The organism is Collimonas fungivorans Ter331 (genome assembly GCF_000221045.1).
Lineage (GTDB): Bacteria > Pseudomonadota > Gammaproteobacteria > Burkholderiales > Burkholderiaceae_D > Collimonas > Collimonas fungivorans_A.
Window position 1 is genome coordinate 1,833,226 of record NC_015856.1, and the last position, 20,594, is coordinate 1,853,819.

At 59.0% G+C, this 20,594-nt stretch carries 18 protein-coding genes; 14 read left to right on the plus strand and 4 right to left on the minus strand.

Translation table 11 applies throughout. The features are described from left to right. Positions 1-88: 88 nt before the first annotated feature. Both CFU_RS08035 and aceA read left to right on the plus strand, forming a co-directional pair. Complete coding sequence (locus CFU_RS08035; protein WP_081466432.1) at positions 89-2,467, plus strand: TonB-dependent receptor; 2,379 nt, start codon at positions 89-91, stop codon at positions 2,465-2,467. 293 nt (positions 2,468-2,760) lie between these two features. Then, positions 2,761-4,056: an isocitrate lyase gene (gene aceA / locus CFU_RS08040; RefSeq protein ID WP_014005539.1), complete on the plus strand. Its 1,296-nt coding sequence runs from the start codon at positions 2,761-2,763 to the stop codon at positions 4,054-4,056. Between the two features lie 120 nt (positions 4,057-4,176). Here the strand turns inward: aceA and CFU_RS08045 are convergent, their stop codons facing one another. Further along, a complete protein-coding gene (locus CFU_RS08045) occupies positions 4,177-4,653 on the minus strand; it encodes an Lrp/AsnC family transcriptional regulator (protein WP_041743134.1) in 477 nt (158 codons plus the stop codon). A gap of 214 nt (positions 4,654-4,867) precedes the next feature. On the opposite strand from CFU_RS08045, the gene CFU_RS08050 reads away from it, so the two are divergent. The 6 genes from CFU_RS08050 to CFU_RS08075 all read left to right on the plus strand — a co-directional run bounded on the left by CFU_RS08050 (position 4,868) and on the right by CFU_RS08075 (position 11,417). Further along, positions 4,868-5,845: an ABC transporter substrate-binding protein gene (locus CFU_RS08050; protein WP_014005542.1), complete on the plus strand. Its 978-nt coding sequence runs from the start codon at positions 4,868-4,870 to the stop codon at positions 5,843-5,845. Positions 5,846-5,960: 115 nt separating this feature from the next. Beyond that, complete coding sequence (locus tag CFU_RS08055; RefSeq protein WP_014005543.1) at positions 5,961-6,911, plus strand: ABC transporter permease; 951 nt, start codon at positions 5,961-5,963, stop codon at positions 6,909-6,911. Beyond that, a complete protein-coding gene (locus CFU_RS08060) occupies positions 6,911-7,705 on the plus strand; it encodes an ABC transporter ATP-binding protein (protein WP_014005544.1) in 795 nt (264 codons plus the stop codon). Before CFU_RS08055 ends, CFU_RS08060 begins: the two co-directional genes overlap by 1 nt. Before the next feature lie 36 nt (positions 7,706-7,741). Continuing rightward, on the plus strand, positions 7,742-9,004 hold the full coding sequence (locus tag CFU_RS08065) for a Glu/Leu/Phe/Val dehydrogenase dimerization domain-containing protein (protein ID WP_014005545.1): 1,263 nt from the start codon (positions 7,742-7,744) through the stop codon (positions 9,002-9,004). Between the two features lie 45 nt (positions 9,005-9,049). After that, the gene (gene hppD, locus CFU_RS08070) at positions 9,050-10,126 is read left to right on the plus strand and encodes a 4-hydroxyphenylpyruvate dioxygenase (protein ID WP_041741530.1); all 1,077 of its coding nucleotides are present in this window, start codon (positions 9,050-9,052) and stop codon (positions 10,124-10,126) included. 202 nt (positions 10,127-10,328) lie between these two features. Further along, complete coding sequence (locus tag CFU_RS08075) at positions 10,329-11,417, plus strand: porin (RefSeq protein WP_014005547.1); 1,089 nt, start codon at positions 10,329-10,331, stop codon at positions 11,415-11,417. A 45-nt stretch (positions 11,418-11,462) separates the two neighbouring features. On the opposite strand, the gene CFU_RS08080 is transcribed toward CFU_RS08075, so the two are convergent. The 3 genes from CFU_RS08080 to modA form a co-directional block, all read right to left on the minus strand. Beyond that, the gene (locus CFU_RS08080) at positions 11,463-12,140 is read right to left on the minus strand and encodes an ATP-binding cassette domain-containing protein (RefSeq protein ID WP_014005548.1); all 678 of its coding nucleotides are present in this window, start codon (positions 12,138-12,140) and stop codon (positions 11,463-11,465) included. Between the two features lie 10 nt (positions 12,141-12,150). Next, on the minus strand, positions 12,151-12,828 hold the full coding sequence (gene modB / locus CFU_RS08085) for a molybdate ABC transporter permease subunit (RefSeq protein WP_014005549.1): 678 nt from the start codon (positions 12,826-12,828) through the stop codon (positions 12,151-12,153). A 68-nt stretch (positions 12,829-12,896) separates the two neighbouring features. Then, a complete protein-coding gene (gene modA / locus CFU_RS08090; RefSeq protein ID WP_041741532.1) occupies positions 12,897-13,676 on the minus strand; it encodes a molybdate ABC transporter substrate-binding protein in 780 nt (259 codons plus the stop codon). A gap of 193 nt (positions 13,677-13,869) precedes the next feature. On the opposite strand from modA, the gene CFU_RS08095 reads away from it, so the two are divergent. The 6 genes from CFU_RS08095 to CFU_RS08120 all read left to right on the plus strand — a co-directional run bounded on the left by CFU_RS08095 (position 13,870) and on the right by CFU_RS08120 (position 20,490). Next, positions 13,870-14,238 (plus strand): winged helix-turn-helix domain-containing protein, encoded by a 369-nt coding sequence (locus CFU_RS08095; protein ID WP_014005551.1) that lies wholly within the window; start codon positions 13,870-13,872, stop codon positions 14,236-14,238. A 65-nt stretch (positions 14,239-14,303) separates the two neighbouring features. After that, entirely contained in the window at positions 14,304-16,067 is a 1,764-nt protein-coding gene (locus CFU_RS08100; protein WP_014005552.1) for a ClcB-like voltage-gated chloride channel protein, read from the plus strand. Between the two features lie 150 nt (positions 16,068-16,217). After that, a complete protein-coding gene (locus CFU_RS08105; protein ID WP_041741534.1) occupies positions 16,218-16,472 on the plus strand; it encodes a GlsB/YeaQ/YmgE family stress response membrane protein in 255 nt (84 codons plus the stop codon). Next, entirely contained in the window at positions 16,472-17,017 is a 546-nt protein-coding gene (locus CFU_RS08110) for a hypothetical protein (protein WP_014005554.1), read from the plus strand. Before CFU_RS08105 ends, CFU_RS08110 begins: the two co-directional genes overlap by 1 nt. Positions 17,018-17,179: 162 nt before the next feature. Further along, positions 17,180-18,085: a 23S rRNA (adenine(2030)-N(6))-methyltransferase RlmJ gene (locus CFU_RS08115; RefSeq protein WP_014005555.1), complete on the plus strand. Its 906-nt coding sequence runs from the start codon at positions 17,180-17,182 to the stop codon at positions 18,083-18,085. 299 nt (positions 18,086-18,384) lie between these two features. Further along, the gene (locus CFU_RS08120; protein ID WP_190275233.1) at positions 18,385-20,490 is read left to right on the plus strand and encodes a hypothetical protein; all 2,106 of its coding nucleotides are present in this window, start codon (positions 18,385-18,387) and stop codon (positions 20,488-20,490) included. Positions 20,491-20,594 lie beyond the last annotated feature (104 nt).

The window sequence follows — 20,594 nt, forward strand, 5'->3', positions numbered from 1 at the left end:
CTGCGCCTTTTCCGGTTCGCGTTTGCCCGCCCGGAAACGAGGAGTCGGTTATTCGTGGGGATGTTTCCCCCTTACTGGAGTTTTGAGAATGAACACACGCTTGTTGCGTCCACTACAACTAAGCGCCCTGATTGCGCTCGCTTACGGTTTTGCCGTTCCTGCCGCTTATGCGCAATCCGCCGCCAAACAGATCAGCGGCGCCATCCATGATGCGCTCGGCCATCCCTTGTCTGACGCCACGGTCGCCTTGAAAGATGCAAGCGGCAACGCCGTCGGCAGCACCCGCAGCGACCAGCAGGGACACTTTGTCTTTAGCGACATCGCGCCCGGCAGCTATGCGATCAGCGTCGGCAAGCCTTCCTTCCAGTCGGAGAACGGTACGGTGACAGTGGCCGACGAAGCCGGCGCGACTACCGATATCACCTTGCAAGCGAGCCGGGCCGGCACGGTCACGGCCAGCAATGCAGTGGTGGTCACCGCCGATCGCCTGGACCGCGCCAGGAACGGCATCCAGGTAGAAACCGGCAGCAGCATCTATCGCATCGGCCGCAAGGAAATCGCCGCCATGCCGCAAGGCGAGGACACAGCGTTCAATGAAGTCTTGCTGCGCGCGCCCGGGGTGGCCCAGGATTCCTTCGGCCAGCTGCACGTGCGCGGCGACCACGCCAACCTGCAATACCGCCTGAACGGCATCATCCTGCCGGAAAGCATTTCCGGCTTTGGCCAGACCCTGGACACTCGCTTTGTCGACAGCGTCAGCGTCCTCACCGGCGCCTTGCCGGCGCAATACGGTTACCGCACCGCGGGCGTGGTCGATATCCATACCAAGAACGGCGAGCTGCAGAACGGTGGCAATATCGGCGTGCAGATCGGCAGCAACAATACGCGCCAGGTCAGCGGCGATGTGAGCGGCAGCACCGATTCCTTCAGCTACTACATCAACGGTTCCTTCGAAGCCAACAACCTGGGCATCGAAAACCCTACCGGCGCATCCAGCGCCTTGCACGACCGCACTTTGCAAAACAAGGCCTTCGGCTATTTCTCTTACCTGCTCGATGCCGATACGCGCGTCAGCCTGATCCTCGGCAATTCGGACGGCCGTTTCCAGATACCGAACAGCGCCGGCCAGACCCCGGGTTTCCAGCTGGACGGCGTGACCGATTTGCCGTCGGCCGACCTCAACGAACGGCAGCATGAAACCAACCGCTACGGCATCCTTGCCCTGCAAGGTAAAATCGGCTCCGACATCGATTACCAGGTGGCGGCATTCAGCCGTTATTCGAAAGTGCTGTTCGAGCCGGACCAGACCGGCGACCTGTTGTATACCGGCGTCGCATCGCGCGTGTTGCGCACCGGCCTGGCGAACGGCCTGCAGGCTGACGGCAGTTATCGCCTGAACGCCAGCCATACGTTGCGCGCCGGCATCAACTACACCCGCGAGAACTTGAAGAACAGCGACAACTCGCTGACTTTCCCTGCGGACGACAGCGGTGCGCAGCTGTCGACGCAGCCGATCTCGCTGGCCGACAGCAGCCAGAAGACCACCAACCAGACCGGCATCTATCTGCAGGACGAATGGAAACTGAGCGATACAGTCACCTTGAATTACGGCGCCCGCGCCGACTGGGTGAATGCCTATGTCAGCGCCAGCCAGTTCAGTCCGCGTATCGGCGTGGTGTACCAGATGACGCCGCGGACTACCTTCCATGCCGGTTATGCCAGGTACTTCACGCCGCCCGCCAGCGAACTGATTGGCTCCAACACCATCACCAGCTTCAACGGCACCACCAACGCCCCGGCCAACAACCAGAACGACCCGGTGCAGGCCGAGAGCTCGGATTATTACGACCTGGGCGTCAACCACCAGCTGACCCAGCATGTGACGGTGGGGCTGGACGGCTACTACAAGAAAGTCAAGAACATGCTGGACGAAGGGCAGTTCGGTTCGGCCTTGCTGTACACGCCGTTCAACTATGCGCAGGGCAAGGTGTACGGCCTGGAGCTGACCGTGAACTACCACAAGGACAACCTGTCGGCCTACCTGAACCTGGCGCGCTCTACCGCGCTCGGGAAAAACATCGTGTCGAGCCAGTACAACTTCGGCCAGGATGAACTGAACTACATCTCCAGCAACTGGGTGCACCTGGATCACGATCAAAGCATTACTGCTTCGACCGGGGTTTCCTATCTGTGGCAGGGCACGACGCTGACCGCGGATGCATTGTTCGGCAGCGGCTTGCGCAGCGGTTTCGCCAATACCGAGCATTTGCCGGCGTATACCGAAGTCAACCTGGGCGCCAGCCATACCTTCAACGACAGCCCGATCGGCAAGTTCACCACGCGCCTGAGCGTGATCAACCTGTTCGACAAGGTCTATGAAATCCGCGACGGCTCGGGCATCGGCGTCGGCGCGCCGCAGTTCGGCCAGCGCCGCGCTTTCTACCTGGCGCTGACAAAATCGTTCTGAAGCAGGGGATAGACGGGAAATTCGCGGGGAGCTTGCTCCCCGTTTTTTTTTGCATATTTCAGGATATGACATGCGTTTCATAATGTGAAATATTGAAATGCGAAGCACCATTTTCATATTTCACTCTCAGGGATTTTATTTCATATCGCAAAAAATGAAAGTTAAGTTATTGAATTTAAAGAAAATAAAAATACTTATATGTCTTATATAAGACATTGTTGCCTCGCACAGATAGGCCTACTATTTAGTCATCGGATTTGATTTCACTTTTTGTTTTTAACAGGAGAACGACGATGACTACACGTGAACAGCAAGTTGCAGCACTGGCCAAGGACTGGGCCGAGAATCCACGCTGGAAGGGCGTTACCCGCAATTATTCTGCAGAAGACGTGGTGCGTCTGCGCGGTTCGGTCCAGATCGAACACACGCTGGCAAAACGCGGTGCCGACAAACTGTGGAAGTTGCTGCACGAAGAGCCATTCGTCAACTCCCTCGGCGCACTGACCGGCAACCAGGCGATGCAGCAAGTCAAGGCAGGCCTGAAAGCGATCTACCTGTCGGGCTGGCAAGTCGCCGGCGACGCCAACCTGGCCGGTGAAATGTATCCCGACCAGTCGCTGTATCCGGCCAACTCGGTGCCGCTGGTGGTCAAGCGCATCAACAATACTTTCCAGCGCGCCGACCAGATCCAATGGTCGGAAGGCAAAAACGATATCGACTTTTTCGCGCCTATCGTGGCGGATGCGGAAGCCGGTTTCGGCGGCGTGCTGAACGCCTATGAACTGATGAAGTCGATGATCGATGCCGGCGCTGCCGGCGTCCACTTCGAAGACCAGCTGGCTTCGGTCAAGAAATGCGGCCACATGGGCGGCAAGGTGCTGGTGCCAAGCCGCGAAGCAGTTGAAAAGCTGAACGCTGCGCGCCTGGCGGCTGACGTTTCCGGCACTTCGACCCTGGTGATCGCCCGCACCGATGCCGAAGCGGCCGACCTGCTGACTTCCGACGTCGACGAGAACGACAAGCCGTTCCTGACCGGCGAACGCACCGTCGAAGGTTTCTACAAGACCCGCCCAGGCATCGAACAGGCTATCTCGCGCGCACTGGCTTATTCGCCGTACGCTGACCTGGTGTGGTGCGAAACCGGCAAGCCGGACCTGGCTTTCGCCAAGAAATTCGCGGAAGCGGTGCATGCCAAGTTCCCGGGCAAGATGCTGGCGTATAACTGTTCGCCATCGTTCAACTGGAAAAAGAACCTGGACGACGCCACCATCGCCAAGTTCCAGAAAGAACTGGGCGCCATGGGCTACAAGTTCCAGTTCATCACGCTGGCCGGTTTCCATGCATTGAACTACTCGATGTTCAACCTGGCGCACGGTTATGCCCGCAACCAGATGTCCGCATTCGTCGAACTGCAGGAAGCCGAATTTGCTGCCGCCGACAAGGGTTTCACCGCGGTCAAGCACCAGCGCGAAGTCGGCACCGGTTATTTCGATGCAGTGACCCAGGCGATCCAGCAAGGCCAGTCCTCGACTACCGCCTTGCACGGCTCGACCGAAGATGAACAGTTCTTCGAAGCCAAGGTTGCCTGATTTGCCGGATTAAAAGTGTATTGAATGCCGGTTAGCCGGCAAGCTGCAGGTGTTATCTCGCCGGTGGCCCATAAGGCCGCATCCCACAAGGATGCGGCCTTTTTTATTCGAACAGCCGGTTCATGCGGGAGGCAAGGGCAGCATGTTGGTCGACTTGATTTCGTCCAGGCAGACGCTGGAGCGCACACCGCTGACGCCGCGCATGCGCATCAGCTTTTCCATCAGAAAATCCGACAGCTCTTTCAAATCGTGCGCGGTGACCTTGAGCACATAATCAAAATCGCCGGTTACCGAGTAACATTCCAGGATCTGCGGCCATTCGTTGATGGCGTTCTTGAAGCCGGACAAGTCGTTGATATGTCCTTTTTCCATCGAGACGTGGACGAAGGCGATCACGAACAGGCCCAGGCTGGCTGGATTCAGGCGGGTTTCATAGCGTACGATAAACCCCGCTTCTTCCAGCCGCCGATGGCGCCGGTGGCACTGCGGGGCCGACAGATTGACCGCCTGCGCCAGCTCCAGGTTGGACACGCGGCCGTTCTGCTGCAGAAAAGTCAACATTTTACGGTCGATTTGATCGATGTCTATTTTGTGCAATTTATTCTCGATTTGCGGATTTTCTGCGAAATTATATTTCATAACCGGGTAAACATCGGCCTCAAGTCGCAAGCCAATTTTTAGCGTTAAAAGCTATACTTTTTTCAAAATAACATATGGCGCAGCAGCGGAGCATCATGAAACATGTTCCTGTTGCAATATAATAAAGAAGCCGATTTCCGGCAACCAAACTGACTCATTTGGAGACAAAGTCATGAAATTTCCTTTCTTGCGTTCCGCCATTGCATCCGTAGTCTTGCTTAGCCTGGCGGGCGTATCCGCTTCCGCTGCCTACGCTGCCGATAAAACGGTAGTGGTGACGGCCATCGTTGAACATCCGGCGCTCGACGCTGTGCGCGACGGCGTCAAGGACGAGTTGAAGGCGGCCGGTTATGAAGTCGGCAAGAATCTGAAGTTCGAATACCAAAGCGCGCAAGGCAACAACGCCACGGCGTCGCAGATCGCCCGCAAGTACGCCGGCAGCCAGCCGGATGTCGCGGTCGCGATCGCCACCCCGTCGGCCCAGGCGCTGGTGGCAGCCACCAAGACCGTGCCTATCGTATACGCCGCGGTGACCGATCCGGTCGCGGCCAAGCTGGTCAAGAGCTGGGATGCATCCGGCACCAATGTCACCGGCGTGTCCGACATGTCGCCGCTGGACAAGCAGATCGAACTGATCCGCAAGGTGGCGCCGAAAGCCAAGCGCATCGGCGTGATCTACAGCCCGGGCGAAGCGAATTCGGTATCCATCGTCGAGTCGCTCAAGAAGCTGCTGGCCGGCACCGACCTGACCCTGGTCGAAGGCGCCGCTGCCCGCACCATCGATGTGCCTAGCGCCGCGCAAAGCCTGGTGGGCAAGGTCGACGTCATCTACGCACCTACCGACAACAACGTCATGTCGGCCTTCGAAGGCATCGTCAAGGTGGCGGAACAAGCCAAGCTGCCTGTAGTAGCCGCCGACACCGACGCGGTAAAACGCGGCGCGGCTGCCGCCATCGGCCTCAACTACTACGACCTCGGCCGCCAGGCCGGCAAGATCGTGGTGCGCATCCTGAAGGGCGAAGCCGCCGGCAAGATCGCTTCGCAAACCAGCACGACATTCGAACTCTACGTCAATCCTAAAGCTGCGCTGAAACAGGGCCTGACCTTGCCGGCTGACCTGGTCAAGTCGGCCAAGGTGGTCGAGCAATAAGATGCGCGCGGATGGCGCTGCCATCCGCTTGCTGCATCGCTGGTGATTCTGTTTTGTTGGTGAACCGCCTGCCGCCTTGCCGGCAGGGCGGTCCCGAGCTTATTGAAGGAAGTTTATGTCGCTCATCGCTTCGCTAGGCGCCATTGAGATCGGCCTGATTTTTGGCCTGGTCGCGCTTGGCGTGTTCTTGTCTTTCCGTGTCGTCAATTTTCCCGACCTGACGGTCGACGGCAGTTTTCCCCTCGGCGGCGCAGTGGCCGCCACCTTGATCGTCTCCGGCTGGAATCCTTTCCTCGCCACTTTCATCGCACTGCTGGCCGGCGGACTGGCGGGCTGCGTGACAGCCTGCCTGAATGTCTACCTGAAGATCATGCAATTGTTGGCCAGCATCCTGGTGATGATCGCGCTGTATTCGGTCAACCTGCGCATCATGGGCAAACCCAACGTGGCGCTGATCAGCGAGCCGACGGTGTTCAGCATGACCAGCATCGGCGACCTGCCGGACTACTGGGTGCAGCCGCTGGTGATGCTGGTGATCGTGCTGATCGCCAAGCTCCTGCTGGATGCTTTTTTCGCGTCGGAAACCGGTCTGTCGATGCGCGCCACCGGCGCCAATGCGCGCATGGCGCGCGCCCAGGGCATTTCCACCAGCCGCCAGACGGTATGGGGCCTGGCGATTTCCAATGCGTTGGTAGCGCTGGCGGGCGCGTTGTTCGTGCAGACCCAAGGCGGCGCCGACATTTCGATGGGCATCGGCACCATCGTGATCGGCCTGGCAGCGGTGATCATCGGTGAAACCGTGCTGCCGGCGCGCAGCCTGGTGGTGACTACGGCGGCCTGTATTTTCGGCGCGGTGCTGTACCGCTTCTTCATTGCGCTGGCGCTGGACATGGATTTCATCGGTCTCAAGGCGCAGGATTTGAATCTGGTCACGGCCCTGCTGGTCGGCCTGGCGCTGCTGATTCCTAATTTCAAGCGCAGTTACAAGCGCATGCGCGGTAGTGGAAAACCCAAGCCTTCCGCCAGCATCAACACTGGCCTGGCGCCGCGCAAAGGGGAAAACTGATGTTGAAACTCGATAACCTGGAAGTCACTTTCAATCCCGATACGCCGATCGAAAACAAGGTCTTGCGCGGCCTGTCGCTGGAAATTCCTTCTGGCCAGTTTGTCACTGTGATCGGCTCCAACGGCGCCGGCAAATCGACCATGCTGAATGCAGTCTGCGGCGACCTGATGGTCGACAGCGGCAGCATCACCATCGACGGCACCGACGCCACCCGCCGTTCCAGCTGGCAGCGCGCCGACCTGGTGGCGCGCGTATTCCAGGATCCGATGGCAGGCACCTGCGAGAGCCTGACGATTGAAGAAAACATGGCGCTGGCCTGGAAGCGCGGCAGCCCGCGCGGCCTGCGTTTCTCCCTGAACCGCAACCTGCGCGCGCTGTTCCGCGAAAAGCTCAGCATCCTCGGCCTGGGCCTGGAAAACCGCCTGTCCGACCGCATGGGCCTGCTGTCCGGCGGCCAGCGCCAGGCGGTCAGCTTGCTGATGGCTTCGCTGCAGCCGTCGCGCATCCTGCTGCTGGATGAACATACCGCCGCGCTCGATCCGAAAACCGCGGCCTTCATCCTGAGCCTGACGGCCAAGATCGTCGAATCCGGAAAACTGACGGCAATGATGGTGACCCACAGCATGCGCCAGGCGCTCGACTACGGCACGCGCACCGTGATGCTGCACGAAGGCAAGGTGATCCTGGACGTGCATGGCGAGCAGCGCAAGGGCATGGACGTGCCGGACCTGCTGCGCATGTTCGAAACCACGCGCGGCGAAAAAATCGATGACGACAAGCTGTTGCTGGGCTGACCGGTCAGCAGCGCAGAAAACTCAGACAGGAGAAACATGAAGGCTTTATTGAATGCGTTCGAAAGCAGGGCGCCGGAAATTGTCTTTGAATGGCATGACGCGGAAACCCCGGCGCGCGGCTGGATCGTCATCAACTCGCTGCGCGGCGGCGCGGCCGGCGGCGGCACCCGCATGCGCAGCGGCCTGGACCGGCGCGAAGTGGAATCGCTGGCGAAGACCATGGAAGTCAAGTTCACCGTCTCCGGCCCGGCCATAGGCGGCGCCAAGTCGGGCATCGATTTCGATCCTGCCGATCCGCGCAAGGACGGCGTATTGCGGCGCTGGTACAAGGCGGTGACGCCTTTGCTGAAAACCTATTATGGCACCGGCGGCGACCTGAATGTCGACGAAGTGCATGAAGTGATTCCGATGACCGAGAGCTACGGCCTGTGGCATCCGCAGGAAGGCATAGTCAACGGCCATTTCCAGCCTAGCGACAGCGCCCGCATCCAGAAAGTCGGGCAGTTGCGCATGGGCGTGGCCAAGGTGGTGGAGGATGCGCGTTATACGCCGGCCGCCAGCCGCAAATACCTGGTGGCTGACCTGATCACCGGCTGGGGCGTGGCCGAATCCGTATTGCATTACTACCGCTTGTATGGCGGCAACGTGGCAGGCAAGCGCGTGATCGTGCAGGGCTGGGGCAATGTCGGTTCGACCGCGGCGTATTACCTGTCCAAGGCCGGCGCGCGCGTGGTCGGCATCATCGACCGTAACGGCGGCCTGGTGAAAGCCGAGGGTTACAGCCACGAAGAGGTGCATGCACTGTTCCTGAATAAGCAGGGCAACCAGCTGATCGCCGACGGCATGCTGTCGTTCGATGCCTGCAATGCGGCGATCTGGAGCGTCGGCGCGGACATCTTCCTGCCTTGCGCCGGCTCGCGCCTGGTGCGGCAGGAACAGGTGGACCAGATGGTCGCCCACGGCCTGGAAGTGGTCGCCAGCGGTGCCAACGTACCGTTTGCCGACAACGATATTTTCTACGGCCCGATCTATGAATACGCCGACACCAAGGTCGCCGTGATCCCGGATTTCGTCGCCAACTGCGGCATGGCGCGCGCCTTTGCGTTCCTGATGCAAAGCGAGGTGGAGATTTCCGACGAAGCGATCTTCGGCGACGTTTCGGCCACCGTGGCCGCGGCGCTGGAAAAATGCCACGGCCGTTCGGCCAGCCGTACCGGCATCGCCAAAGTCGCTTTTGAAATCGCCTTGCAACAACTGATTACGCCAGAAACCTCGGAATCTGCCGCTACCCGCAGCTGATCCGTTTAGACCCAGTCCACCAGACTTTATTTGCAGGAGTACATCATGTCCGATCTGTTTGAAAACCCCATGGGCCTGTGCGGCTTTGAATTTGTCGAGTTCGCCTCGCCCATCCCGAACGTGTTGGAGCCGGCATTCGAAGCCATGGGTTTCTCCAAGGTGGCGCGTCACCGCTCCAAGGATGTGACCCTGTATCGCCAGGGCGATATCAATTTCATCATCAACTACGAGCCGAAGAGCCCGGCCTATTATTTCGCCAAAGAGCATGGCCCGTCCGCCTGCGGCATGGCGTTCCGCGTCAATGACGCGCATCTGGCATACCAGCGCGCGCTGGAGCGCGGCGCCGAACCGATGGAAATCAACACCGGCGTGATGGAACTGCGTTTGCCGGCGATCAAGGGCATCGGCGGTGCGCCGCTGTATCTGATCGATCGTTTCACTCCCGGCAAATCGATCTATGACATCGATTTCGAATTCATCGACGGCGCAGAGCGCAACCCTGTCGGCGCCGGCCTGAAAACCATCGACCACCTGACCCACAATGTGTACCGCGGCCGCATGGCCCACTGGGCGGCGTTCTACGAGCGATTGTTCAATTTCCGCGAAGTCCGTTATTTCGACATCAAGGGCGAGTACACCGGCCTGACCTCCAAGGCGATGAGTGCGCCGGACGGCAAGATCCGCATCCCCTTGAATGAAGAGTCGTCCAAAGGTTCGGGCCAGATCGAGGAGTTCCTGATGCAGTTCAACGGCGAAGGGATTCAGCACATCGCTTTGCAAACTGACAACCTGGTGCAAACCTGGGACGCCCTGAAGAAAATGGGCACGCCGTTCATGACGGCGCCGCCGGCAACCTACTACGAAATGCTGGAAGGGCGCCTGCCGAACCACGGCGAGCCGACCGCCGAGCTGCAGATGCGCGGCATCCTGCTGGACGGCGTCTCGAACCAGGACGGCCAACGGCTGTTGCTGCAAATTTTCTCGGCGACCACGCTGGGCCCGGTATTTTTCGAGTTCATCCAGCGCAAAGGCGACGAAGGTTTCGGCGAAGGCAATTTCAAGGCGCTGTTCGAGTCCATCGAGCGCGACCAGATACGCCGCGGTGTACTGAAATCTGAATAAACTTAGTTGGATTTTAGCAACAACTTGTTTTTGGGGAAAGTTGTGCTGATATGATGTCCGCTCAGCTTTATCCCCGGCAACGCTGAAATGGCAGCGTGGTGTAGTAGCAGTGGCGGTAAAGCGATGGCGGGCGACGTGGGGAGCAGGCGTTGCCAGGCCATCGAATAAAATCTAAAAAATGTTTTAACTTACGGAGAGATGCATGAAAAAATATTCCTTGATGCTGGTAGCAGCAGGTTTGGCCAGCGGGAGCGCGATGGCCCAGACTAATGTCACGATCTACGGCATTGTCGACACCAGCATCCGTTATCTCAGCAGCGATAACGCAGCCGGGCAAAAAAACTTTGTCATCACCAATGGCGCGATCTCGAACAGCCGTATCGGCTTCAAGGGTACTGAAGACCTGGGCGGTGGCCTGAAAGCCATTTTCCGCCTGGAAAACGGTTTCAATTCCGATACTGGCAGCATGTCCAGCGCCAATACGCTGTTCAGCCGTCAATCCTACGTCGGCCTGAGCGGTTCTTTCGGCACGGTTACCCTGGGCCGCCAGCAAACTCCGTTGTTTGACCTGATGGCGGACCATTTCGATCCGCTGACCGTCGGCAACTACGACCAGAATGCATGGATGCCGGCCGGCGCCACCCTGATCCGCAATTCGAACATGCTGAAATACTACGGCACGTTCGGCGGCCTCGCCGCAGGCATCAGCTATGCTGCCGGCGAGAAGGCAGGATCGGTCAAGCTGGGCAGCCAGATCGGCGGCACCCTGGCCTATACGGCCGGCCCGTTCGCCATCGGCGGCGGCTTCCAGCAAACTGTCAGCCCGACCAATTCGGACTGGAAAGACACTGCCTACAACCTGAGCCTGTCCTACACGCTGGGCGCGGCCAAGCTGTTCGGCGGCTACTATCGCATCAAGGACAGCACCGGCACGACTCCGGCATATTTCGGCGTCACCAACAGTGCGGCTTCGATCAATGGCGGCATCGGCGGCGTCGAGCGCAAGGACGATGCTTACTTCCTGGGCGCGACTTACCAGGCTACTCCAGCCTGGTCGCTGACTGCTGCCGGCTACTATGACAAGAGCAAGAACGTCACGGTCGCCACCTTGGGCAACCTGGGCGACGGCACCCGTTACGCGCTGGTCGGCGTGGCGGAATATGCTTTGTCCAAGCGCACCCAGGTCTACGGTACGGTCGACTACAACAAGGCCAAGAATGCGGCCTTGTCGGAACTGGTTGGCAAGGATAGCGTGACCGGCGTTGCGGTCGGCATCCGCCACATTTTCTAAGCAAAGAAACCCGGTGATCAAAGCGCAGCTTCGGCTGCGCTTTTTTTATGTCCTGGCCGGCGGTGCGATCATGCCGTCGCGGATCTCGAAGATTTCATCGCCCAGCAGGGCCAGGTCGGCAGGGTCGTGGGTGATCACCATCATCGGCACGTTCAGCTGTTTTTGCAGCTCGGACAGTTCGCGCCGCATGCGGTCGCGCAAGTTCAGGTCCAGCGCCGAAAACGGTTCGTCCAGCAGCAGGATATCCGGCTCCAATGCCAGCGCCCTGGCCAGAGCCACGCGTTGCCGCTGGCCGCCCGACAGCTGGTGCGGATAACTGTTGGCGGCCGCGCTCAGTTCGAACGAGGCCAGCCATTTCCTGACCACCGGATGGTCGTGCGGACGGCGCAGGTTGAAGCAGCCCCGGCGCAAGCCGAAGGCCACGTTCTGCGCCACGGTAAGATGCGGGAACAGCGCATAGTCCTGGAACAGGTAGGCGACCTTGCGCTGCTGCGGCGGCAGGCAAATGCCGCCGGCGCTGTCGAACAGGGTGTTTTGCTTGAGGCGGATCAGGCCTTCATCGGGCGTCAGCAAGCCGGCGATCGCCTGCAAGGTCAGGCTCTTGCCGGCGCCGGAGGGGCCGTACAGCACCACCCGGTCGCTCTCGGTATGCAGCGCGATCTCGAGATTGAAGCCGCGGTCATCGGCTTGCAAATGCTTGCGTATGTTGATTTCGATAGTCATAGGAAATTCGTCATGACCGCCTGCGCTGCTGGCTTTTCGGTAACAGGCGGCCGGCGATCAGCAGCACCACGATGCAGGTGGCCGAAGTGATCAGCACCAGCAGGTTGGCGGTCTGGTCGTCGCCGGCCTGCACCGCTTCATAGATGGCGACCGACAGGGTCTGGGTGCGGCCTGGCAGGTTGCCGGCGATCATCAGGGTCGCGCCGAACTCTCCGAGCGCGCGCGCAAACGCCAGCAATACGCCGGCGGCAATGCCCTTGGAAGCCAGCGGCAGGGTGACGCGGAAGAACACGCCGGCTTCCGACACGCCCAGCACGCGGGCAGCATTTTCCAGTTGCACGTCGACATTGTCGAAAGCGGCGCGGGCCGATTTGAGCACCAGCGGGAAAGCGACGATGGTGGCGGCGATCACTGCGCCTTGCCAGGTGAATACCAGCTGGATGCCCCATTTTTCCAGCCAGGCGCCGAACACGCCGCGGCGGCCCAGCAGCACCAGCAGGTAATAGCCGAGCACGGTCGGCGGCAGCACCAGCGGCAGGGTCAGGATGGCGTCGACCAGGTCGCGCGCCGGCGAGCGCCAGCGCGATAAGCCATAGGCGGCAGCGACCCCGAACAGCATGTTGAGCAGGGTGGCCCAGCCTGCAACTTTCAACGACAGCAGCAGGGCAACCCAGACACCGCCGTTCATGGCTTCTGCTTTCTATTCACTACTAACCTTTATCGCTGTCAGGGGAGCTTGACGATAACACCCTGTCATCAGGGTTTCAAGAAACCGTAGCGCGCCAGCGTTGCCTGGCCGGCGGGCGACAGTACATAGGCGACGAACTTGGCGGCCATGTCGGCCTGCCTGGTGTTGCTGGTGACGGCGATCGGATAGCTGACTGCGGTTTGCGAAGGCACATGCAATGCGACCTTGACCTTGTCCGGCATGATCGCGGCGTCGGTGGAGAACACAAAACCGGCGTCGACTTCGCCGCGCGCCACATAGTCCAGGCTCTGGCGCACGTTTTGCGCCGGCACGCCCTTGGCCGCAACGACGTCCCACAGGTTGGCGTGTTCCAGCGCGGCCTTGGTGTAGCGGCCGACCGGCACCGAAGCAGGATTACCGTAGGCGACGCGCTTGACCGCCGGCTGCGCCAGGTCCTGCAATTGCTGTATGCGCAGCTGGCTGTCGGCCGGCACGATCAGCACGATCTGGTTGTTCGCAAAATTCTTGCGGCTGGCGGCCAGCACGGCCTTTTCGGCTTCTGCCTTGTTCATGGCTTCCTGGTCGGCCGAAGCGAAAACGTCGGCCGGCGCGCCTTTGATGATCTGCTGCAGCAAGACATCGGAGGCGGCAAAGTTGAGGATCACCTTGGTGTCGGGGTTTTGCGCTTCAAACGCCTGGCCGAGATCCTTGAATGCATTGGTCAGGCTGGCGGCTGCCGAGACCACCAGGTCGGCCGCATGGACAGTCGATGTCGATAGCAGCAACATCAGAGGCAAGGCGCTGGCAAGAATCAGGCGTTTAATCGAGTAATTGCAGCGGCGCAACATGGAGTATCTCCTGGGTGGTAGGTAGCAAGCGGGTGGCAAATTCTGACAACATCGAAATATATGGCAGGATATAGCGCAGGTCAACTCGCAATGTAGCTTTCCAACACGGAGTCAGTGCAAAATCTCGCCGGCATGGCGAATCTGCCAACAAAATACCTGATTTGCCGCCTGCCTCCTTGCTACAATCGCGCATATGGCAAATTCCAAATCGGTTCGGCTCAGAGTATTGCAGGGCGATGCAATCGCCTTCGGTCCAGGCAAGGCAGCGCTGCTGCTGGCCATCCATCAAAGCGGTTCGATTTCCGCCGCGGCCCGTTCGCTGGGCATGTCATATCGCCGCGCCTGGCTGCTGGTCGAAGCGATGAACCAATGTTTCAAGTCACCGCTGGTGGCGACTGCAACCGGCGGCGCCAAAGGCGGCGGCGCGCAAGTGACGCCGATAGGGCATGAAATCCTGGCGCGCTACCAGGCCATGCAAAACAAGGCGGAGGCCGCGGTTGCCAAGGATATGGCGTACTTCGACGCACTGATGGCGGCGCCGGACAATCCCGCGGGCGCTTGAAGCGGTAGCATTCCAGTCACTATTCCAATCACTGTCCTAACCACATCAGCTCGCCACCACACACCATGCCCTCAAGCAGCACTGTACGCAGCACGCTTTTAAGATACCGGATCCGCCTGCAACGCCTGTTCCATTTTTCCGAAAGCCATTCGATGCTGCTGTGGGCCGCAGTGGTCGGCTTCCTGGGCGCGCTGGCGACGGTGCTGTTCCGCGAGTGCATCTACGGCTTGCAGCAGCTGCTGACCGGCCATAGCGGCAGTTTTGTCGCCATGGCCAAGAGCTTGCCATGGTCGATGCGCTTGCTGCTGCCGGCCGCAGGCGGCCTGCTGGCCGGGGCGATCCTGGTGCTGGCGAAGCGCGTGCCGTCCAGCGCCACCTCGGATTACATGGAAGCGGTGGCGATCGGCGACGGCAACATCCCGGTGCGGCAGAGTCTGCTGCGCAGCCTGTCGTCGCTGGCAACCGTGGTCTCCGGCGGCTCGATCGGGCGCGAAGGGCCGATGGTGCAGCTGGCGGCGCTGGCAGCATCGCTGGTGGGCCGCTTCACCCACTTCAGCCCGGCCCGCCTGCGCCTGCTGGTGGCATGCGGCGCGGCGGCAGGGATCACCTCGGCTTACAACGCGCCGATTGCCGGCGCTTTTTTCGTCACCGAGATCGTGCTGGGCGCGATCGTCATGGAAAGCTTCGGGCCGGTGGTGGTGGCGTCGGTGGTCGCCAACATCACCATGCGCGAGCTGCCCGGCTACCATCCGGCATACGAGATGCCGCCGTTCCCGCCGGTGGCCGGCATCGAGATCCTGTGGTTTGTGCTGCTGGGCATCATGGCCGGCATCGCCGCGCCGCAATTCCTGCGCTTGCTGGCGTTCTCCAAGCATATGTTTACCCGGACCGCCTTGCCGCTGCCGCTAAGGCTGGGACTGGGCGGTTTGCTGGTGGGCCTGATTTCGGTCTGGATGCCCGAAGTCTGGGGCAACGGCTACAGCGTGGTCAATTCGCTGCTGCATACGCCGTGGCTGTGGTGGAGCGTCTTGCTGGTGCTGGTGCTCAAGGTGCTGGCCACCGCCATCACCACCGGTTCCGGCGCGGTCGGCGGCATCTTTACGCCGACCTTGTTCGTCGGCGCCGCCATCGGTTACCTGTTCGGCCAACTGCTGCATATCGTCCTGCCGGACCTTACCTCGGCGCCGTTCGCCTACGCCATGGTGGGCATGGGCGCTTTCCTGGCGGCGGCCACCAGCGCGCCGCTGATGGCGATCCTGATGATTTTCGAAATGACGCTGAGCTACCAGGTGGTGCTGCCGCTGATGCTGTCCTGCGTAGTGGCTTATTTCATCGCGCGCAGCATCAACGGCGCTTCCATGTACGACATCACGATCAAGCGCAATCGCGATGCGCAGGAACGAGTGCGCCTGCGCGGCATCCACATGAACGAACTGATCCGGCCGGCCGATACGGTGCTGCCGCTGACGGCGCCGTTTGCTGAAATCAGCGGCCTGTTCCTGAAATATCCGGTGAAATACATCTATATCGTCGACCAGCGCAATCGTTATTGCGGCGTGGTGGCCTTGCAAGACATTACCTCCTGCCTGCTGGCGAAGAGCGAGACGCAGGGGAAGGTGGCCGCCGATTTCATACGGCGCGAGTTCCTGCATGTGGTGACGCCCGAGATGTCGCTGGGCGACGCCTTGCAATCCTTCCTCGATCACCAGGGCGAACGGCTGCCGGTAGTGCGCAGCCATGAAGACCCGGAACTGCTGGGCGCGGTCTACAAGACATCCTTGCTGGATGCTTACTTCAGGCTGGACCGGTCGCAGGAACTGCATGCCTGAATAGTGTTGCCGAGACAATGTTTAACATAAATTTAGCGCTCATTTAATACGCAATCGCTGCGCGCGGCCGGAGTTTGCTCTATATTGGACGGCGGGTCACAGGCTGCTAGGCAGCCGCCCCGCAAACAACATCAACTCTTAGGAGCAGCAATGGGAATTCTGTGGACAATCATCGTAGGTTTCGTGGTCGGAGTGATTGCTAAATTTCTTCATCCGGGGAAGGAGAACATGGGTTTTATCGTGACTACCTTGCTGGGCATTGCCGGTTCGTTTTTGGCTGGATACATCGGCCAGGCCCTGGGCTGGTACCAGGCCGGCCAGGGCGCGGGTTTTATCGGTTCGATCGTCGGCGCCTTGATCCTGTTGCTGATTTACGGTTTTGTCAAAGGCAAGGCGGCTAGCTGATGCTGGATACCTGGCGCGATCGGCTGCCTGGGCGCAAGAAACCGTCCAGGCAGGCTGAGCTGGTCCTGATCCCGGCTACCGAGCATGCGCTGCACGCGGTGCGCCATCGCTGCCGGCAAATGGTGGCGAAGCGGGCCTTGCTGTCGGCCGGGGCTTCGGCGCTGCCGGTGATGGGCGTCGATATCGCGGTCGACATCCATCTGCTGTCGCGCCTGATCGAAGACATCAACGCCGAGTTCGGCCTGACGCCGCAGCAGATCGACAAACTCCAGCCGAAACTCAAGGTGGCGACCTACAGCACCATCGTCGGCCTCGGCAGCACGCTGATAGGGCGGGCGGTGACGCGTGAACTGATGCTGAAAATCCTGACCCGCAGCGGCGTCAAGGTACTCTCCAAGAATGCCACCCGGCTGGTGCCGATCGCCGGCCAGATGGTGTCGGCGGCGATTGGCTTCTCGGCCTTCCGGGCCATAGGCAACCGCCACATCGAGGCTTGCGTCGCGGTGGCGGAGGAAATGTTGAAAATGCAAGCTTCCGTCGAATAGCTTTTTCGTATCGATTGCCGCGATGGTAGAATGCGGGTCGTTTGCGCTGCGGGACTGTATTACGCAGCTCCCCCAAGCCATCTACGCCGCACCTTTACACAGCAGCCGACCGGCGCTTTGATGTAGAGTGTGGCAACACACTTCACCACGATAGAGTTTCCTATGTTGAGTTACCGCCATGCCTTCCATGCGGGCAATCATGCCGACGTGCTGAAGCACTTGGTCACCATCCAGCTGTTGCGCTACCTGGGCCAGAAAGACACCTCCTACATGGTGATCGATACCCATGCCGGCGCCGGCGTGTATGCGCTGGACGGCGGTTATGCCTCGAAAAACGCCGAGTTCGAGACTGGCATCAGCCGCCTCTGGGACCGCAAGGACCTGCCGCCGGCGGTGGCGGAATATCTGCATGTGGTGCGGCAGCTGAACCCGGACGGCAAGCTGAAGTTCTATCCCGGTTCGCCGTATTGCGCCGACGCCACCATGCGCGAGCAGGATCGCTTGCGCCTGTTTGAACTGCATCCGAGCGACAGCAAGATCCTGACCGACAACTTCCGCCGCCTAGAAGCCGAGCGCGAGCGCAGCAATGGGCGCGGCAAGCGCGTCATGATCCAGCAGGGCGACGGTTTCATCGGCCTGAAATCCTTGCTGCCGCCGCCGTCGCGGCGCGGCCTGGTCCTGATCGATCCGCCGTATGAGGTGAAAGAGGATTACCGCCACGTCAAGAACACCATAGAAGATGCGCTCACGCGTTTCTCCACCGGCACTTACGCCGTCTGGTATCCGCTGCTGAACCGCATGGAGTCGCGCCAGATGCCGGACAAGCTGAAGCGCATGAAAGCCAACGGCTGGCTGAACGTCACGCTGACGGTGAAGACGCCATCGCCGGACGGCTTCGGCCTACACAGCAGCGGCATGTTCGTGATCAACCCCCCGTGGACGCTGGAACCGATGCTGAAAGAAGTGATGCCCTACCTGGTGAAAGTGCTGGGCACCGATTCCGGCGCCGGATTTACGCTGGAATCGGGGCAGACCAAGGCAGTCGATACCGGCACCCGGCGCGTGTAGTACTCGAGAATTCAGATAAGAAAATCCTGAGAGTTTCATTTGAAACTCTCAGGATTTTTTCTTTTTTGAGGGGTGATTGGAAGTGGGGGCGGCAGTCAGTGGATCATGCTGGGTAGCGACGACAATAACGTCATAATTTAGTTCAAAATATTTTACGAAAAGCAACACATCACTATTGTTACAAATAATCACATACTGTTACAATCGGCCCACAATTGGAACTCTATCAACAAAGCCATTCAGATTGATGTAGCTAATACTGGGTCCGCATAACAATTTGTGTAAGAAAGATAATGATAATGAAAAAAGTGTTCTTCTCTTTATTAGTGACGTTATTTCTCAACGCATGTGGTGGTGGCGGCGGCGGAGATGGCGGGAGCCCTTCGCCAGGACCTGGTCCTGCACCCGCAGCCGTGGCGCTGACCTTCACGCCGTCCACGATCACCCAAACTCTTACTACAGGGGTGTCGAGCAAAATCAATTTTGCCGCTACAGTAAATAAGCCATCCGATTTCAATGGGGCATCTGCCGTTTATGCCTATTTTGTTGATGATGTCGGAGTATTGTTGCCGAATACGCAAATATCGCAAAATTCGACGACACAATACAGCGTTGCACTCTATACGTCCCCGACCTTGTCCGTAGGGACCCATAAAGGAAATCTCACGGTCAAGCTCTGCCGCGACAGTAATTGTGCCGGCCAATTCCCTGGTTCGCCTATGCTGCTGCCCTATACCTTCACGGTTAGCGCGCCTGCGGTCTTGCCGCCGCCTCCAGTATCGCCGACGCCTCCAGTATCGCCGACGCCTCCAGTATCGCCGACGCCTCCAGTATCGCCGACGCCCCCAGTCTTGCAGACCTTTGGCGCAACCCCGAGTATAGTTCTTACCCCAACTATGTACCTGGGCGCTGCCGCCCCGGATCCCGCCACTATCACTATTCATGGGGAAGGCAGAACCTGGACCGCGACAACCGATGCCTCGTGGTTGAAACTTAGTAATACGGCAGGGGCAGGGAATGCCAGTTTGACACTTACTTACACGCCGTCGTCGCTGCAAGTAGGGGTGTACACGAGCTTAATCCAGATCAAATCAACCGATGGGCAGAGTGTTGGTTTGCCAGTTACGCTCACAGTTAAGCCTGTCTCATATAAATTATTAGCGTCGGAAACGGGCGTCGCCTTGACAGCAACCCCGGCATGGTCGCGCCTGACCCGGACACTGCAGATCAATGATGGTTCTGGCCATGGTGGAAGCTGGGGCGCAAGCTCCGATCAAACATGGTTAAATGTCACGAAGAGCGGCAATAATCTCACGCTTAGCGCAAATCCAGCCAGCTTGCCTTCAGATGCGATCAGCTATGCGACCGTTTCCCTCAGTTCCGCGGATCTTTCCATAACCACACCCGAAGTCATCAAGGTCGCTTTGTGGAAAGGCAGCACGACGCCAACGTTAGCCACGCAGGTAAAACAAAGCTATACAAATGTCATTGCCGACCCGATTCGTCCGCTGATCTATACGCATAACAGCGGATCTTCCATTGATGTCTACAATGTCTATACCTCACAAAAGACTGCTACGCTCACTGGACTCGGCACCACCCTAGGCAATATGACTATCAGTCCAAACGGCGATAAGCTATATGTTCTAGACATGGCTACGAGTAGCCTGGTTGCCGTTGATTTGGCTACTCCAACCAAAGTCAATACATGGAACTTGAACTCCGCATTAACAAGTGCGACACGTATAAAAGCAATTCGGCCGAATGGTGTAGAAATCATCATCACCAACATCGGTAGCGCATACTTGGCATCAAATGGTAAACTTGTTACGAACCTTACAAACAGTAGTATCAACGGCGGAGATTTGGCTGCCACCGCGGATGGCAAAAAAGTCTATGTTCAGAACGAAGGTATGAGTCCGTCTTCCATCTGGGCTTACAGCGTCGACTACTCCGAATTGGCTGGCGGTACCTTGGTGGTTTCGCTATTGTCGCCGCCTACGGGAGCCACCGGCATATCCAGCGGGCCAACAATGTCCAATGGCGCAGACATCGCTGTCAGCGCCGATGGCAGCCGAGTATACACAGCCAACGGCGCACCTTACCGGTGCAGCTCGCTGTCCCCGGTCGACTTGAGTTTTATCAGCGCCCTTCCTGGAGGAGACGCGTATCCCAATAATGTCAAAGTTGGCAGCGATGGCAGGGTTTTTTGTGGCATCTCCGGCTGGTACAGTTCGTCTGATGTATGGGTACATGGCGCCGACGGCACTTTAATACGTAGTTTTAAATTCGCCGGATATGCAAAAAATCTGCTTGATCGTCAAATGGCTATATCTGGAGATGGCTTGATGCTGGTGGGCATTACCAACGATCCTCTTTTGGCCATTGTGCCGGTTGGTCCATAAAACACCCTGAACAGGTTGTCACGTAAAAACGGCGTACATGCAATATGTATGTCGTTTTTTTTTGAGAAAAGCGCATTGCCATCTGTCGGCGCCAAAATATGCGG

Coding starts and splice junctions, on each gene's coding strand:
- CFU_RS08115 (WP_014005555.1), top strand. CDS start 17,180: ATGTTGAGTTACCGCCATGCCTTCCATGCGGGCAATCATGCCGACGTG.
- CFU_RS08050 (WP_014005542.1), top strand. CDS start 4,868: ATGAAATTTCCTTTCTTGCGTTCCGCCATTGCATCCGTAGTCTTGCTT.
- CFU_RS08035 (WP_081466432.1), top strand. CDS start 89: ATGAACACACGCTTGTTGCGTCCACTACAACTAAGCGCCCTGATTGCG.
- CFU_RS08065 (WP_014005545.1), top strand. CDS start 7,742: ATGAAGGCTTTATTGAATGCGTTCGAAAGCAGGGCGCCGGAAATTGTC.
- CFU_RS08075 (WP_014005547.1), top strand. CDS start 10,329: ATGAAAAAATATTCCTTGATGCTGGTAGCAGCAGGTTTGGCCAGCGGG.
- CFU_RS08100 (WP_014005552.1), top strand. CDS start 14,304: ATGCCCTCAAGCAGCACTGTACGCAGCACGCTTTTAAGATACCGGATC.
- hppD (WP_041741530.1), top strand. CDS start 9,050: ATGTCCGATCTGTTTGAAAACCCCATGGGCCTGTGCGGCTTTGAATTT.
- CFU_RS08095 (WP_014005551.1), top strand. CDS start 13,870: ATGGCAAATTCCAAATCGGTTCGGCTCAGAGTATTGCAGGGCGATGCA.
- CFU_RS08060 (WP_014005544.1), top strand. CDS start 6,911: ATGTTGAAACTCGATAACCTGGAAGTCACTTTCAATCCCGATACGCCG.
- modB (WP_014005549.1), bottom strand. CDS start 12,828: ATGAACGGCGGTGTCTGGGTTGCCCTGCTGCTGTCGTTGAAAGTTGCA.
- CFU_RS08105 (WP_041741534.1), top strand. CDS start 16,218: ATGGGAATTCTGTGGACAATCATCGTAGGTTTCGTGGTCGGAGTGATT.
- aceA (WP_014005539.1), top strand. CDS start 2,761: ATGACTACACGTGAACAGCAAGTTGCAGCACTGGCCAAGGACTGGGCC.
- modA (WP_041741532.1), bottom strand. CDS start 13,676: ATGTTGCGCCGCTGCAATTACTCGATTAAACGCCTGATTCTTGCCAGC.
- CFU_RS08055 (WP_014005543.1), top strand. CDS start 5,961: ATGTCGCTCATCGCTTCGCTAGGCGCCATTGAGATCGGCCTGATTTTT.
- CFU_RS08110 (WP_014005554.1), top strand. CDS start 16,472: ATGCTGGATACCTGGCGCGATCGGCTGCCTGGGCGCAAGAAACCGTCC.
- CFU_RS08080 (WP_014005548.1), bottom strand. CDS start 12,140: ATGACTATCGAAATCAACATACGCAAGCATTTGCAAGCCGATGACCGC.
- CFU_RS08120 (WP_190275233.1), top strand. CDS start 18,385: ATGAAAAAAGTGTTCTTCTCTTTATTAGTGACGTTATTTCTCAACGCA.